13 protein-coding genes are annotated in these 13740 nt (G+C 50.3%); 2 read left to right on the forward strand and 11 right to left on the reverse strand.

The window, feature by feature from the left end:
• Positions 1 to 115: 115 nt before the first annotated feature.
• The 4 genes from ACFQ1C_RS10165 to ACFQ1C_RS10180 form a co-directional block, all read right to left on the reverse strand.
• Positions 116 to 814 (reverse strand): pirin family protein, encoded by a 699-nt coding sequence (locus tag ACFQ1C_RS10165; RefSeq protein WP_379558497.1) that lies wholly within the window; start codon positions 812 to 814, stop codon positions 116 to 118.
• Positions 815 to 863: 49 nt separating this feature from the next.
• The gene (locus tag ACFQ1C_RS10170; RefSeq protein ID WP_379558498.1) at positions 864 to 1823 is read right to left on the reverse strand and encodes a quinone oxidoreductase family protein; all 960 of its coding nucleotides are present in this window, start codon (positions 1821 to 1823) and stop codon (positions 864 to 866) included.
• A gap of 81 nt (positions 1824 to 1904) precedes the next feature.
• On the reverse strand, positions 1905 to 2876 hold the full coding sequence (locus ACFQ1C_RS10175) for a glutathione S-transferase family protein (RefSeq protein ID WP_379558499.1): 972 nt from the start codon (positions 2874 to 2876) through the stop codon (positions 1905 to 1907).
• Between the two features lie 116 nt (positions 2877 to 2992).
• Complete coding sequence (locus ACFQ1C_RS10180; protein ID WP_379558500.1) at positions 2993 to 3469, reverse strand: DoxX family protein; 477 nt, start codon at positions 3467 to 3469, stop codon at positions 2993 to 2995.
• A gap of 112 nt (positions 3470 to 3581) precedes the next feature.
• On the opposite strand from ACFQ1C_RS10180, the gene ACFQ1C_RS10185 reads away from it, so the two are divergent.
• Complete coding sequence (locus ACFQ1C_RS10185) at positions 3582 to 4502, forward strand: LysR family transcriptional regulator (RefSeq protein WP_379558501.1); 921 nt, start codon at positions 3582 to 3584, stop codon at positions 4500 to 4502.
• 519 nt (positions 4503 to 5021) lie between these two features.
• Here the strand turns inward: ACFQ1C_RS10185 and ACFQ1C_RS10190 are convergent.
• The 7 genes from ACFQ1C_RS10190 to rpmH all read right to left on the reverse strand — a co-directional run bounded on the left by ACFQ1C_RS10190 (position 5022) and on the right by rpmH (position 11193).
• A complete protein-coding gene (locus ACFQ1C_RS10190; RefSeq protein WP_341534344.1) occupies positions 5022 to 5339 on the reverse strand; it encodes a hypothetical protein in 318 nt (105 codons plus the stop codon).
• Positions 5340 to 5975: 636 nt separating this feature from the next.
• Positions 5976 to 6971, reverse strand: coding sequence for a branched-chain amino acid aminotransferase (locus ACFQ1C_RS10195; RefSeq protein ID WP_379558502.1), 996 nt, complete (start codon positions 6969 to 6971; stop codon positions 5976 to 5978).
• 360 nt (positions 6972 to 7331) lie between these two features.
• Complete coding sequence (gene mnmE / locus ACFQ1C_RS10200) at positions 7332 to 8693, reverse strand: tRNA uridine-5-carboxymethylaminomethyl(34) synthesis GTPase MnmE (RefSeq protein ID WP_379558503.1); 1362 nt, start codon at positions 8691 to 8693, stop codon at positions 7332 to 7334.
• Between the two features lie 96 nt (positions 8694 to 8789).
• Entirely contained in the window at positions 8790 to 10487 is a 1698-nt protein-coding gene (yidC, locus tag ACFQ1C_RS10205; protein ID WP_379558504.1) for a membrane protein insertase YidC, read from the reverse strand.
• Between the two features lie 3 nt (positions 10488 to 10490).
• Positions 10491 to 10736 (reverse strand): membrane protein insertion efficiency factor YidD, encoded by a 246-nt coding sequence (yidD, locus tag ACFQ1C_RS10210; RefSeq protein ID WP_379558505.1) that lies wholly within the window; start codon positions 10734 to 10736, stop codon positions 10491 to 10493.
• Positions 10697 to 11059, reverse strand: a complete 363-nt coding sequence (rnpA, locus tag ACFQ1C_RS10215; protein WP_379558506.1) for a ribonuclease P protein component — start codon at positions 11057 to 11059, stop codon at positions 10697 to 10699. Before rnpA ends, yidD begins: the two co-directional genes overlap by 40 nt.
• Positions 11059 to 11193: a 50S ribosomal protein L34 gene (rpmH, locus tag ACFQ1C_RS10220; protein ID WP_208006204.1), complete on the reverse strand. Its 135-nt coding sequence runs from the start codon at positions 11191 to 11193 to the stop codon at positions 11059 to 11061. The genes rnpA and rpmH overlap by 1 nt, the downstream gene beginning before the upstream one ends.
• Before the next feature lie 375 nt (positions 11194 to 11568).
• On the opposite strand from rpmH, the gene ACFQ1C_RS10225 reads away from it, so the two are divergent.
• Positions 11569 to 13710, forward strand: a complete 2142-nt coding sequence (locus tag ACFQ1C_RS10225; RefSeq protein WP_379558507.1) for a TonB-dependent hemoglobin/transferrin/lactoferrin family receptor — start codon at positions 11569 to 11571, stop codon at positions 13708 to 13710.
• The last annotated feature ends 30 nt before the right edge of the window (positions 13711 to 13740 follow it).

Below are 13740 nucleotides of genomic sequence, written 5' to 3' on the forward strand. Positions count from 1 at the left end.
CATTGTGTGTACGGCAAACGAGTAGTCAAGAATCCCCTAGAAAAAAGATTTCAACGCGTAACCTGAAAGGTAAAACCGCTCACTTTACTGTAATTCTGATCGTAGATAGCACGGTTTATGCCACATCCACTAGCACAATTTCACTGTCTTGCTGAGCACTGACCTGCAGCAGGCGCTCATCGCTAATCGCCACGCCATCACCAGCAGTGGCCAGTACGCCATTAACTTCGATTTGACCGCTGGCAGGAACCAGATAGACCTTACGGCCGGCAGCGATATGATATTCGGTAGCTTGCCCGGCCTTTAGAGTTGCGGCGACCATACGCGCATTGGCACGGATCGGTAGCGCCTCCGTATCATCGGGCAGACCACTGGCGAGGGTGAAAAAAGCTCCGCTGCGCTCGCCCTTGGGAAAGGGCTTGGTACCCCAAGTCGGCGGCAGGCCTTTTTCATTGGGCATAATCCAGATCTGGAAGATCTGCGTCGTCTCGTCCTCTTCATTCATCTCGCTATGGGCAATGCCCGTTCCGGCGCTCATTACCTGCACGTCGCCTGCTTCAGTGCGGCCGCTATTACCGAGGCTATCCTGGTGAGTAATTGCACCTTTGCGCACATAGGTGATGATTTCCATATCCCGGTGTGGGTGGCGCGGAAAGCCCGAATGTGCAGCGATAGTGTCGTCATTCCAGACTCTGAGATTCCCCCAGTGCATGCGCTCGGGATCGTAATATTCGGCAAAGGAAAAATGGTGACGGGTGTCCAGCCAGCCATGGTGGGCGCCGCCTAGCTCTTGATAAGGTCGTAGTTCGATCATTGCAGAACCTCCTCTTTGATATGGTTTTTTGCTGCTAAAACCTGCTTGGTTATGGGATCAACACCATTTTTTCTGAACCGCCTTTGCTAACTTGGTGATATGCGGCAACGGCCTCAGACAGTGGTAACTCGATAAACTCACTTGGAGCTGGTAAACCTGCGTCAAATGCAGCGCCTATTTGCGTCAGTATTTGCGCGCAATCTTCTAGGCTGTATAACAACGAGTTAACGCCGATAATCGAGCCGCCACGGCGGTATAAATCTAAGGGTGACAGACTGATTAAGCCGTCCTTTGGTGCCGCAATAATCGCGACGCGGCCAAAGGTATCAAGGCTGTTTATTGCCGCTGCTAACCAGAAGCCGGTGGTATCGAAAATAACTTCTGGTGCCTGCTGTTGAAAGTGTTCCAGCGCTTGTTCTGGTAGCCGCGCCTCTTCAGTTAACTGGAAAGCACTTATACCTTGGGCTTGCAGCTCTTGCACCGCTTCAGCACGGCGCGCAGCCAATACCACCTCGGCACCTCTTGCTTTAGCCAGCGCATGCGCAGCTTGAGCTACCGCACCGCCACCGATGATTAAAAAGCGGGTGTCAGCCTGAACCTGACTGCGCTCAAGTGCATCCCAAGCGGTGATAAATGGCACTCCGCACGTCGCTGCTTGAGCAAAGCTTAGTGACTTAGGTAACAGGGCGACGGCGTTGGCCGGCACCACCACATATTGAGCATGGCAGCCATCATGATAAAAACCAAAACCCTTACCGGTGCCACCCCAAACCGCCTTACCCTTTAGCTCTGGTGGCCCACTGATTACCACACCGGCAAAGTCTCGGCCGGGAATACGCGGCGTGCTGGTGTAAGGAAACAACCCCAGAAGGTTCTTGATATCACTCGGGTTAATGCCCGTTGCCCGCACCTCAACCAACACCTCATCGGCTGCAGGTTCGGGTGTTGGTAGCTCGCGTAATTGTAGTGAGTCCAAAGAGCCGGTTGCTGAAAACTGTAACGCTTGCATAAGAGACCTCAATCAATGGTGGGTATGCGCCGATTGAGCTGCGAATGAATCTACAGGTCAATCGAGTTGACGCAGCATCATTCACTCGCGGCCGTGTGGACCATCGAGGTTTAATGCTGGGCCCGCCGGCACAACTCCCGTTGGGTTGATGGTGGCGTGACTGCGGTAATAGTGCTCTTTGATATGTTTCATATTGACTGTCTCGGCGACACCTGACCACTGGTACAGCTCGCGTACATAACCTGCCAGATGCGGATAATCTTCGATCTGCTGTAGGTTGCACTTAAAATGCCCGTGATACACAGCATCAAAACGGATCAGCGTGGTAAATAAACGCCAATCTGCCTCGGTGATTTTATCGCCGAGCAAGTAGCGGTTCTTCGACAAGCGCTGATCCAGCTCATCCAAGGTCGCAAACAAAGGAAATACCGCCTCTTCGTAGGCGTGCTGAGTGGTAGCAAACCCCGCTTTATAGACACCATTGTTTACGTTGTGGTAAATCTGCTCGTTAAGGCTGTCAATTTGCGTGCGCAGCGCCTCTGGATAATAATCGCCAGCTTTGGCACCAATGCCGTCGAAAGCCGAGTTCAGCATGCGGATAATCTCGGAAGATTCGTTGCTGACAAACCGATTTTGCTGTTTATCCCACAGTACCGGAATCGTTACGCGCCCAGTGTACTCAGGGTCCGCAGTGGTATAAATTTGGTGCATGTACTGTGCTTGGAAGAGGGGGTCTGCGATAACACCTTCGTCTTCTTCAAAAGTCCAACCATGTTCAACCATTAGCGGGTTGACCACTGACACTGAAATCATCGACTCCAGTCCTTTCAGTTTACGAAAGATCAGCGTTCTGTGTGCCCAAGGACAGGCTAGTGAAACATATAAATGATAGCGTCCGGCTTCGGCCTTGAACCCAGCTTCACCGGTAGGGCCGGCACTACCGTCGGCAGTGATCCAGTTGCGAAATTGCGACTCACTACGCGCGAATTTACCGCCGTTAGAGTCCGTGTCATACCATTGGTCAACCCACTGACCTTCTACGAGTAAGCCCATGTTGGTGCCTCCGTTTGCATTTGAATATGTTGGCCAGGGGAGCTTTCTCCCCTGGCGTGCCTGTGCTGTGCATAATAGGTATCAAATGAGCGATGGCGTTGTGCGCCGGAGCTCGGTTATGACGAGCGGCCTGGCTTAGCACTGTCTTTACTCGTCATGTCACTCAACTTGCGGTCCAGCGACCACTTTCCGCCCCCGTTAAACACCAGGGCCACCGAGATGCTGAGCAGAGCGAGGCCGAATTCATAGCCGTTGTTACTCATGAAGAGTCCATTGGGAAGGTGGACGCTGGTGATGGCGGCGAGCATGGTGACTGCCAACATGAAGGCCGCGGGGCGGGTCAGTAGTCCAATGAGTAGGGCGAGACCACCGAAGAACTCGGCACTACCCGCCGCCAGCGCCATCAGGTAACCAGGCTCCAGACCGATGGAAGCCATCCACTGGCCGGTGCCTTCCAGACCGTAGCCGCCAAAGCTGCCGAACAGCTTTTGAGCGCCATGGGCGACGAATATGACGCCGGCAGGAACACGAAGTGCTAGGCTGGTGAAGCTGTTGTCGGTTACAAGTACGCGCTTTATCAATTCTTTGTTCATGTGGTCATCTCCATGTCACATCAATATTGCTGTTCGATGTAGATACTATATTTAAAAGGGTTAGCAATTAATAACGGAAAAAATTGACCTTTATCATCAGGAAAACTGAATTATGTTGTCGCTTATCACTCTGGATGCACTGCAGACACTCGACGCCATAGAGCGCCGCCAAAGCTTTGCCGCTGCTGCTGAAGAACTGCACCGTGTTCCGTCCGCTATTTCCTACACCGTTAACAAGCTGGAAGAGGATCTTGGCGTTGCGCTGTTTGACCGCAGCCGGCGCAAGGCAGAGCTGACCGCCACGGGGCGTCTGGTACTGGAGCAGGGCAGGCAAATTCTAAAGGCATCCGAAGAATTGACGGCGCTGGCCCGCCAGGCGGCGGACGGTTGGGAAGCAGAGCTTCGGATCTGCATCGACAGCGTACTGAGCTGCGACCCTGTATATGACTTGATTAAAGCCTTTCTGTGTATACAGCCCAAGACCGAAATACGCCTGAGTGAAGAAGTGCTCGGCGGCAGCTGGGATGCATTAAGTGACGATCGTTGTGATCTGGTGATAGGAGCCGAGGGGGCTCCCTCTGGTCCGGGGTTCGCTCTGCACTCTCTGGGAAAAGTAGACTTTGCGTTCGCGGTGGCCGCCGGCCATCCACTGACCAGACTGCCCATGCCGCTGCCGGCGAGTGCGATACAGGATTACCCCACCGTGATCGTGGCCGACAGCTCACGGCGCTTACCCGTCCGCTCCTCCGGGCTGCTGGATGGTCGCAGCCGTATTATCGTGCCGACCATAGATCACAAGATAGAAGCGCAGTGCAAAGGGCTGGGCGTCGGCTATTTGCCGTGTCACCGGATCAGGCAGGAGCTGGCGGAAGGGAAACTGGTACTGTTAACACTGGATACACCACGACCCCCGGTAGAAATCTCGGTAGCCTGGCATCGCGGCGATACGGGTAAGGGACTCATGTGGTTTGTCGACCGCCTCAAACAGATGCAGTTCGACCCTAACCTCGGCACACTCACCCGAAACCCATAGAGCCTGTTCTTTCACCATTGCCGTAATCGGGCTGCTGCCAGATCCAGATTAAGGTCATGAGTGGCCGATATTTAGGCAAAAAATGAGTCGAATATAGTACTTAATCGGCTCATCAATTAAGCCGAATAGGCGCGTTATTCGGCTCACGGTCGTAGGAGGCGCTCTCTGTTGCCTCTTTATAAGCATCGAGTGGTCTGTGAGCAGCGTCATCAGTCACCTGAGAAATATAGGAGAGGATGAAGGGCACTGCTCCACCGACCATCACATGACAAGGGTGTCATGTGATGAAGTTAGAGGGGGCGAGCTTGTCTCGCCGTGACGAGCAGTAGGCTGATACGATGAGTGTCATTAGCCCGAAGCGTGTCGGTGGAGTAGGCCGTTTATCCGACCTTTATAGGAAGTAAAAGCAGACTGCTTATTTAGTGCGATTGGTATAATAATCCGAGATTCAGTGAATAACCAAACGCTTCAATCAATCCTGCGGGCCGCATTTAGCAATGGGAGATCTCATTGAAGAGGTCAGTGGGTTACCGTGGGCGGTGAAGACGTAGCTTTATCAATGAGTTGACGTACTCTATCGTGAGTCTTCCCCAAAGCATCGGCCAGCTCTTCACACAGAAACTCAATGCTATGGTTTAAATGCTTGCGGTCAGTGGCGCTCAGGGGGAGCTGTTCTTGCATCACGCTCAGTCCTTTTACGACTTCAGCGTAGCCAAGTGGATCACCTTTATCGATAGCCGCTTGATTAGCCGTTGCACGAACTTTCCATTGCTCACTGAGCTTGCCTTGCCAGCTTGTTAAATGTTGAATGATTTTTTTTGCTTCCCTAGCACTCATAACGCTACGAATGCTGCTCGGCATATCGTTAGCGCGCACCAGCCAAGTGAGGTCATTACGTTTGAAATAGAGTTTGAAAAACGTGGCTTTGCTTTCGCCAGAAAAGCTTTTTTTACGAATGGATTTAACTATACCAATACCATAACCGGGATGGTAAATACGATCACCTTGATTAATAGTGATAATGTTCTCCTCGTGTCAAAAACCTCGTGAATAAAAATAATTAATATAATCAATATCTTACATTAATTTCCTGTTAAGTTCAAGGTGCGGTTACTTACGGACTAATTAAGCTCGTAGGAGTCGGTGAGTAACCGTGGCGTTGTGGCATCAGAAACTACGGGCCGCCCTAGCCAGTAGCAGTCAGAAAAATGAGTTCGTTTCCATGCTCTGAACCGAGGTCTGCAATAACAGCTTTGCGCAGCAGGTGTAGCGTCAGGTTTTTCTCTTTACGCTGTAGGAAAAGTGGACTTTGAGTTCGCGGTAGTAGGCCGACTAAGTTTCGAGTAGCGGTGGCTTTGCTGACCTCGGCTTGGTTGGAGGTCAGCTTGTAGCTTAAAGTCTCAGCCAAAAACTTTCGTTTTTAAAGTGCAGAAGGAGCCGAACGATCTACTATTCGGCTTATAGGTGGGAGTGTTAGCAGACTTTAGTTAACCAGCCGTGGGTGTCAGGCGCTTTGCCCCATTGAATATCATTTAACGCTTGGCGCAAAGCGTTGGTGGTGGGGCCGGCTTCACCGTTACCGACGGTATATTCTTTGTTGTCATGTATTAAGGTGCCGACCGGCGTTAATACGGCGGCGGTGCCTGATAATGCGGCTTCTGCACCGGTTTTTTGTGCGCGTTCTAATAGCTCGTCTACGCTTAATGCCCGCTCCGATACTGTCATGCCGCGATCACGCGCTAAGGTCAGAATAGAATGACGAGTAATGCCGTGTAAAAACGAGCTATCTAATGATTTAGTAATGATCTCGTTACCGTCGATTAATAAAAAGTTAGCGGCTCCCGTTTCTTGCACGTCACCATTTGGGCAGAATAATACTTGGTCGGCCTGTACCGATTGGCGCGCTTTTAAGATTGGTTGTAGCGCACTGGCGTAGTTACCGCCGCTTTTTACCACGCCCATATGCGAGGCGCAGCGAGTTTCGTTGGCTAATAATAAGCGTAGTGGTTTACTGCCACCAGTGAAGTAATCGCCTACCGGCGACAGTAAAACATACAGCAGAGACGTACTACTCGGTGCCGCCGCTTTGCCTATTGAGGCTTCTGTGCCGATATGGGTCGGTCGAATATACATAGAGCCGGGAGGCAGAGGCACGTCAGCCGCGTATCGCTTCACGATATCAATAATCATCTGCTTGAGCTGTTCGGCATTCACGGCCGGCAGCGATAATAATTCGCTGCTTTGAGCTAAGCGGGCAATATTTTGCTCCATGCGAAAGATGTTGATTGAGCCATCTTGATGCTTAAATGCCTTTAACCCTTCAAAACAGGTACTTGAGTAATGCAGCACATGGGCACCTGGGTGCAAACGAATGCTATCGCTGTTAACGAATTCTGTGGCGCTCCACTGACCTTGCTCGTAACGGGCGAGGCTCATTTCAGGAGCAAATACGGTACCAAATGCTGACATGCTGCTATTCCTGTTGGCTAATGAATAAATGTTATTAAACGAATAGTAAAAATCCTGCTCAATAATTGCGGATAAAAGTGTATTGATAGCGCCATGCTGACGATTATGGCAGAAAGTTTTTAATTACTAAGATCTATAGCCAGAGGTCAAAGCTATTTTTGCCACAGAAGAACAGGTAACAGCGCCTAGCACCAAGCCAAAAGGTCAGCACTGCTCTGTGCCAAGTCTTGGATCTAGCTCGGCGCTGGGAGCTGTATTACCTCTTTCAGATCTGCTCTCTATTTTTCCGTGCTCTTCCGTGTATTCCGTGGCAAAAAAATCTTTAGTCCCTGTGTTTAACTTGGCGCTCGGCGCTGAACATTACTTCCCGATACAAAACGAGCTAAAAATTTTGCCCAACAAATCATCGGAGGTGAATTCACCGGTTATTTGGCTAAGCTGTTCTTGGGCTAGACGTAGCTCTTCGGCGACCAGCTCTCCGGCCATATATACCTCTAACTGCTCTTTGGCGACGATCAGATGCTGGTCGGCGTGGTGCAGGGCGTCTAAGTGGCGACGGCGGGCGCTAAAGCTGCCTTCGGTACCGCCCTGAAAGCCCATGCAGTCTTTCAGGTGTTCTTTCAGCGCCTCGACACCTTGGCCGGTAGTGGCAGAAATCGGGTACACCGCATGCTCGCCATCGCTGACGATAGTTAGCGCTTCGCCGCTCAAGTCGGCTTTATTGCGCACTACGGTAAGCCCTATATGGGCGGGCAGGCGGTCGATAAAATCGGGCCAGATATCTTTGGGGTGTAGGGCATCGGTGGTGGTGCCGTCTACCATAAACAGGATGCGATCGGCCTGCTCGATTTCACTCCAAGCACGCTCTATGCCGATACGCTCTACGGCGTCGGTGGCTTCGCGCAAGCCGGCGGTATCAATAATATGCAGCGGCATACCATCTAGGTGGATAAATTCACGCAATACATCACGGGTGGTGCCGGCAATGTCGGTGACAATGGCGGACTCTTTGCCAGCTAACGCATTAAGCAGGCTGGATTTACCGGCATTGGGCCGACCGGCAATCACTACCTTCATGCCTTCGCGCATAATGGCACCTTGGCGCGCTTGGCGCTGCACTTCGGTTAAGCGGTCCATAATGGCGTATAAGTCACCGGCAATTTTGCCGTCCGATAAAAAATCCACTTCTTCTTCGGGGAAGTCGATGGCGGCTTCTACGTAAATGCGTAAGTTGATCAACGCCTCTACCAAGTCATTTACGTGGTTAGAAAACTCTCCCTGCAGCGATTGTAGTGCCGAACGAGCAGCTTGTTCGCTAGAGGCTTCAATTAAGTCGGCAATGGCCTCAGCCTGTGCCAAATCTAGCTTATCGTTTAAAAAGGCGCGTTCACTAAACTCACCGGCTTTGGCGGGGCGAAGGCCAGGCAGGGCTAAGATGCGGCGCACTAGCATATCTAATACCACGGGGCCGCCATGGCCTTGCAGTTCGAGTACGTCTTCACCGGTAAAGCTGTTTGGGCCTTTAAATAACAGGGCGATGCCTTGGTCTAGCACCTGGTCTTGTTGGTCTTTAAAGGGCAGATAGTCGGCGAAACGCACCTTGGGCACTTTGCCTAACACGGCTTGGGCCACGGCTTCGGCATGGGGGCCAGAAACGCGTATTATGCCCACACCACCTCGGCCGGGGGCGGTGGCCTGAGCGACTATGGTATCAAACGACATCTGTTGTTACTCCAAGCAATAAAAAGGCGACCCTGGGGTCGCCTTTAGTGTATTGATTTCTGGCGCTAGCGGCCAGTAAACCTGAGTGCAGAAAGCTTAAGACTCAGTCTTATCTTTCGCTTTGTTACCGTGCAGGCCTTTCTTCTCTAGCTGGCGGAAGATATACCACTGCTGAGTGATGGTCACCACGTTGCTGACTAACCAGTATAAAGTTAAGCCGGCAGGGAACCACAAGAAGAAGAAGGTAAAGATGATGGGCATAAACTGCATCACCTTCTGCTGCATAGGATCGGTAACTGTGGTTGGGCTCATCTTTTGGATCAAGAACATACTTGCGCCCATTAGAATTGGCAGCACAAAGTAAGGGTCACGAACCGACAAGTCGTTAATCCACAGCATGAAAGGCGCGTGGCGTAGTTCAACCGATTCCATCAATACCCAGTATAGGGAGATGAAAATAGGCATCTGCACCACGATAGGTAAACAGCCGCCCAGCGGGTTTACTTTCTCTTTCTTATACAGCTCCATCATGCCCTGAGACATCTTCTGGCGATCACTGCCATAACGCTCTTTCAGCTCTTTTAGCTTAGGCTGCAGCATGCGCATCTTGGCCATGGAGGTGTACTGCGCTTTGGTCAGCGGGTACATAACACCACGTACGACAAAGGTGGTAAGTATAATGGCCAAGCCCCAGTTAACGGCAAAGCTTTGCAAGAAGTGCAGTAGCTTAAACAGCGGTTGGGCGATAAACCATAACCAGCCGTAGTCGACAGTCAAATCTAGGTTGTCGGCGGCAGCGGCCATTTTATTCTGCAGTTTAGGGCCTAACCATAGGTCGGCGGATACCGTTTGTTCAGTTCCTGGCGCTACGGTGATCAATGGTGCTTTAAAGCCAATAGCCGCTTGACCTCTGCTATTTAAATTGCTGCTGTATAACTGATTCTGTTCTTGTTTTGGCGCAATCCAAGCAGATACAAAATAGTGCTGTAGCATGCCGACCCAACCGCCTTCGGTGGTTTGGTTTAGGTTAGCTTCTTTTACTTTTTTAAAGTCATATTTGGTATAGCGAGTTTCGCTGCTGGAATAGGCAGGCCCACGATAAGCGGACGCCATCAGCATGTTGCCACCATCGGCATGCGGGCTTTCAATGCTTTGCTTTAACTGACCATAGAGCTGAGCTTGAACGGGCTCGCTACTTTGGTTATTAATCGCATAGCTAACGTTTACCACATGGCTGTTGCGCGTTAGGGTAAAGTTTTTGGTGAACACCACGCCGTTATCGTTGGTAAAGGTCATGGGTACGGTCAGGCTGTCTTGACCTTCTGCCAGCACATATTGCTGTTGTGCGGTGTGATAAATAGGGCGACCGGCACTGTTGCTGTCGGGGCCATCGCGACCGATAAGACCACTTTGTGCCACGTTAACAAAATCGGCACCGTTAGTTAGCAGTACAAATTTGTCATCAGAGTCTAGGCTGTCGTTGTGCTCTAGCAGCTCGGTACCCACAACGTCACCACCTTGGGTGTCGATAGTGAGACTCAGCATGTCTGAGGTCACGGTAATAAGATGACGATTAGCAACGGCTGCAGCTGCTTCAGTAGGCACTTCGCCTTCGCCACTTGCCTGATCGCCCTGAGGAATAAAGTCGCCATCCCCTTGGTTTGCTAAGGCATTGGTGGTTTGGGTGCTTTGCTGTGCGGTAGCTGGTTGAGAGCTATCGGTTGTCCACTGTTGCCAGATGAGAAAGCTCACCAGCAGCAGCGCGATAATCAGTATATTGCGTTGGGATTCCATAGTTTATTTTCTTCGCTTTGTCGGGACCGGGTCGTGGCCGCTTGGACCTAAAGGATGGCATTTTAATAGACGTTTGAGTGTTAACCAACCGCCTTTTAAAAAACCGTGGAGCCGAATGGCCTCAATGGCGTACTGCGAACAGGTGGGAGTAAAGCGACACCTGGGCCCAAGCAATGGACTGATCACCAGTTGGTAAAGGCGAATAATGCCTACGCTGAGTCGTTGCAGCGGCGAGAAAGCGTGCGCCATAGCCTATCCAGTAATTCGAACAGCTCGTCGTTTGGCACATCTCCGATCCCTTTTTTAGCTATCACCACAATATCCACATGAGGTAAGTCGTGTTGCTTTAAGCGAAATGCTTCGCGGGAAACACGTTTAACCCTATTGCGCCAAACGGCACGTTTAAGTGCTTTTTTGGGTACAGCTAACCCAAGCCTTGGGTGACCCAATTCGTTTGGTTTGGCAAGAAGTGTGATATGCGGGGAAGCGGCTCTGACAGGGTTGTCGAAGACGTTTTTAAAATGGGCGGGAGTTAACAAACGTAACTCCCGTGTAAAGGCGTGCTTGGCCATTAGGCGCTCAGACGTGCACGACCTTTGGCGCGACGTGCGACCAATACTTTACGACCACCTACAGTGGCTTTGCGAGCACGGAAACCGTGGCTGCGTTTACGCTTCAAGTTTGAAGGTTGGAAAGTGCGTTTCATAGTAGTTATTACCGCTGTGTCAGTTTGCTATACAGTTTGGCCATGTACTCGACTGACGCATAAACATCACCGAGACGGCCCCACCAAGGAGGCCGAATTCTAAACAGTTCTGTTTATAACGTCAATCCACATGCCGTTGATTGACGACCAATTAATAGAAAATGTTTACCTATTAAGGTCGATCCCAAGATCCTTAACGATCGCGGGGCTGGAATTATACAGTCCCTTTGGGTGTTAGCAACAAAAACAACAACATCGGCTGAATGGCTATAAAAAATCGCCACCAACTCCGTAATGCAAGTGATAGTAATTACCATTTAGATCTAATAGTATTGAGCACCAAATTAAACCTGTTATGGATGAAAGGTAAAATAGATGCTCAGCAAAACCTTGTTATCAGCCTCAATTATGGTGGCATTATCACCGGTAGTTGCAGCCAATCCGGTGTCGTTTCTTAATGAAACGGTAGTGTCGGCAACGCGAACTGACCAAGCGAAAAAAGACGTATCGTCGTCGATAGAAATCGAGTCACGTGATGAATTAGACCTGACCATTGTCCATGATCTTAAAGATGCGCTGAAATATACCCCAGGGGTGGCAGCAACAGGCGGTGGCCGTTTTGGCGTGTCTGGTTTTAATATTCGCGGCGTAGAAGGTAGTCGCGTTAAAACCATGATCGATGGCGTGCAACAGCCGGTGTCTTATAACCCAGGTGCTAACGAGCAGCGCAGTTATCCCAATGCGGTTGAAATTGATACCTTGCAGGCGATTGAAATTAATAAGGGGCCTGCTTCTACCTTATATGGTTCGGATGCTATTGGTGGTGCGGTATTACTTAAAACCAAAGATCCCAGCGATGTACTGATAACCGATGGTAACGAGCATCGTTTTGGTATTAAAACCAGTTACGCCTCGGTGAACGAAGAATTTAAAAACACCGTGACGTGGGCTATGCGCCAAGGCCAATTAGAAACCTTATTAATGGCCACTTATGCTGATGGTCATGAAACGAAAACCCATGGTAGTGGTGCCGAGGTAGAAGGGAGCTCACGCGGTGCCGCCAATCCAGCTGACTCAGAATTAGGGAACCTGCTTGCTAAAGCGTTTTATCAAGTTAATGACGAGCATAGAGTAGGTGCTACGGTTGAGCATTACAGCAAGCAGTATGATGAAGATGAGCTAGATAATAATGGTTACACCATAATGCCGGGCTTCACTTACACCGATAATTACAACGAGGATGCTAGAGAGCGGCTGCGTATCGGGTTAGAGCATCAATGGCAGCTTAATAGTGTGTTGGCTGACTCTCTTGATTGGTCGGTGAATATGCAACGCTCGGAGTCACTCTATAAAAATTATGACACCACTGGAATAAATGGCCGACGCCAACGTGAGCGTTATGCACAAGATGAGTTGGTGCAGGTGGATGCACAGTTCGCCAAGCTGGCCGGAGCAGCCCAAAACCACCAGCTGACCTATGGTGCCAGTTTCGTTCATAATGATTTTCAGCTCGACAATATCGACTATAAATTTGATTTCGGCAGTGCTAATTCCGGCAGTACCGGTTTACCCGATGCACAGCTCACGCAGTGGGGCGCTTTTGTACAAGATCAGCTGTATTTAATGAATGACCAGTTCATTGTTACGGCAGGTGCTCGTTACGATAATTATGAGGCGAAACCCGGCAGTGATGCTGGCTATGTTAACGATTTTAGCGCGAATGAAGATGATGCTATTACCCTGAAATTAGGCTCGGTTTATCATTTAAATGATCACCTTTCAGTATTTGGTCAGGTTAGCCAAGGCTTTAAAGCGCCTACGGTAGAAGATCTTTACTACGTCTATGACACTGGCGCGGTATTTAATCCGAATCCTGATTTGAAAGCAGAAAAGAGTTTAGCGTATGAGTTAGGTCTACGAGGCCAGAATGCTATGGCTAGCTTCGAGCTAACCACTTTCTATACCGAATACAGCGACTTTATTGCCGATGTAATAACCGGGACGATCCCCGGGCCCCGTGGCACACGCGACGTTATTACTAAGAAAAATCTAGATGAAGTCACTATTTATGGTGCCGAGCTAAGTTCCACGCTAAATCTAGATTCGACCTTTAATGGGCCAACAGGAAGCTACGCACGCGCATCACTGGCTTATGCCGACGGAGAGGACCGCAATACCGGTCGCAGTCTCAACAGCGTGGCGCCGTTAACGGGAGTCATTGGGTTGGGTTTGGATAGAGACAACTACGGTGGTGTGGTTAACTTGACCATGGTGGCTAGCAAAGAAGATTGGCAAGAAGAGGATCACGCCGATGCCGCGGGTTTTGGGCTGGTTGATTTAACGGCCTACTATAAACCAGTATCAGATCTGACCTTACGCGCTGGTCTGTTTAACGCCTTAGATAAAAAATATTGGGCCTACAGCGATCTAGCTGAAGATAATCACGGTAGCAGTGGCTCAGACATTAATAGTCAGCCCGGCCGTAACTGGAGCCTAGTGGTCGATTATCAGTTCTGATTGTTCCGCTTGGTATAACTGAACGAGGTT

The sequence above is a fragment of the Oceanisphaera ostreae genome (genome assembly GCF_042676125.1).
Lineage (GTDB): Bacteria > Pseudomonadota > Gammaproteobacteria > Enterobacterales > Aeromonadaceae > Oceanimonas > Oceanimonas ostreae.

Excerpts from the sequence above, each read along its gene's own strand:
- ACFQ1C_RS10175 (WP_379558499.1), bottom strand. The coding sequence starts at position 2,876 with ATGGGCTTACTCGTAGAAGGTCAGTGGGTTGACCAATGGTATGACACG.
- ACFQ1C_RS10165 (WP_379558497.1), bottom strand. The coding sequence starts at position 814 with ATGATCGAACTACGACCTTATCAAGAGCTAGGCGGCGCCCACCATGGC.
- rpmH (WP_208006204.1), bottom strand. The coding sequence starts at position 11,193 with ATGAAACGCACTTTCCAACCTTCAAACTTGAAGCGTAAACGCAGCCAC.
- ACFQ1C_RS10180 (WP_379558500.1), bottom strand. The coding sequence starts at position 3,469 with ATGAACAAAGAATTGATAAAGCGCGTACTTGTAACCGACAACAGCTTC.
- rnpA (WP_379558506.1), bottom strand. The coding sequence starts at position 11,059 with ATGGCCAAGCACGCCTTTACACGGGAGTTACGTTTGTTAACTCCCGCC.
- yidC (WP_379558504.1), bottom strand. The coding sequence starts at position 10,487 with ATGGAATCCCAACGCAATATACTGATTATCGCGCTGCTGCTGGTGAGC.
- mnmE (WP_379558503.1), bottom strand. The coding sequence starts at position 8,693 with ATGTCGTTTGATACCATAGTCGCTCAGGCCACCGCCCCCGGCCGAGGT.
- yidD (WP_379558505.1), bottom strand. The coding sequence starts at position 10,736 with ATGGCGCACGCTTTCTCGCCGCTGCAACGACTCAGCGTAGGCATTATT.
- ACFQ1C_RS10190 (WP_341534344.1), bottom strand. The coding sequence starts at position 5,339 with ATGAGTGCTAGGGAAGCAAAAAAAATCATTCAACATTTAACAAGCTGG.
- ACFQ1C_RS10185 (WP_379558501.1), top strand. The coding sequence starts at position 3,582 with ATGTTGTCGCTTATCACTCTGGATGCACTGCAGACACTCGACGCCATA.
- ACFQ1C_RS10170 (WP_379558498.1), bottom strand. The coding sequence starts at position 1,823 with ATGCAAGCGTTACAGTTTTCAGCAACCGGCTCTTTGGACTCACTACAA.
- ACFQ1C_RS10195 (WP_379558502.1), bottom strand. The coding sequence starts at position 6,971 with ATGTCAGCATTTGGTACCGTATTTGCTCCTGAAATGAGCCTCGCCCGT.
- ACFQ1C_RS10225 (WP_379558507.1), top strand. The coding sequence starts at position 11,569 with ATGCTCAGCAAAACCTTGTTATCAGCCTCAATTATGGTGGCATTATCA.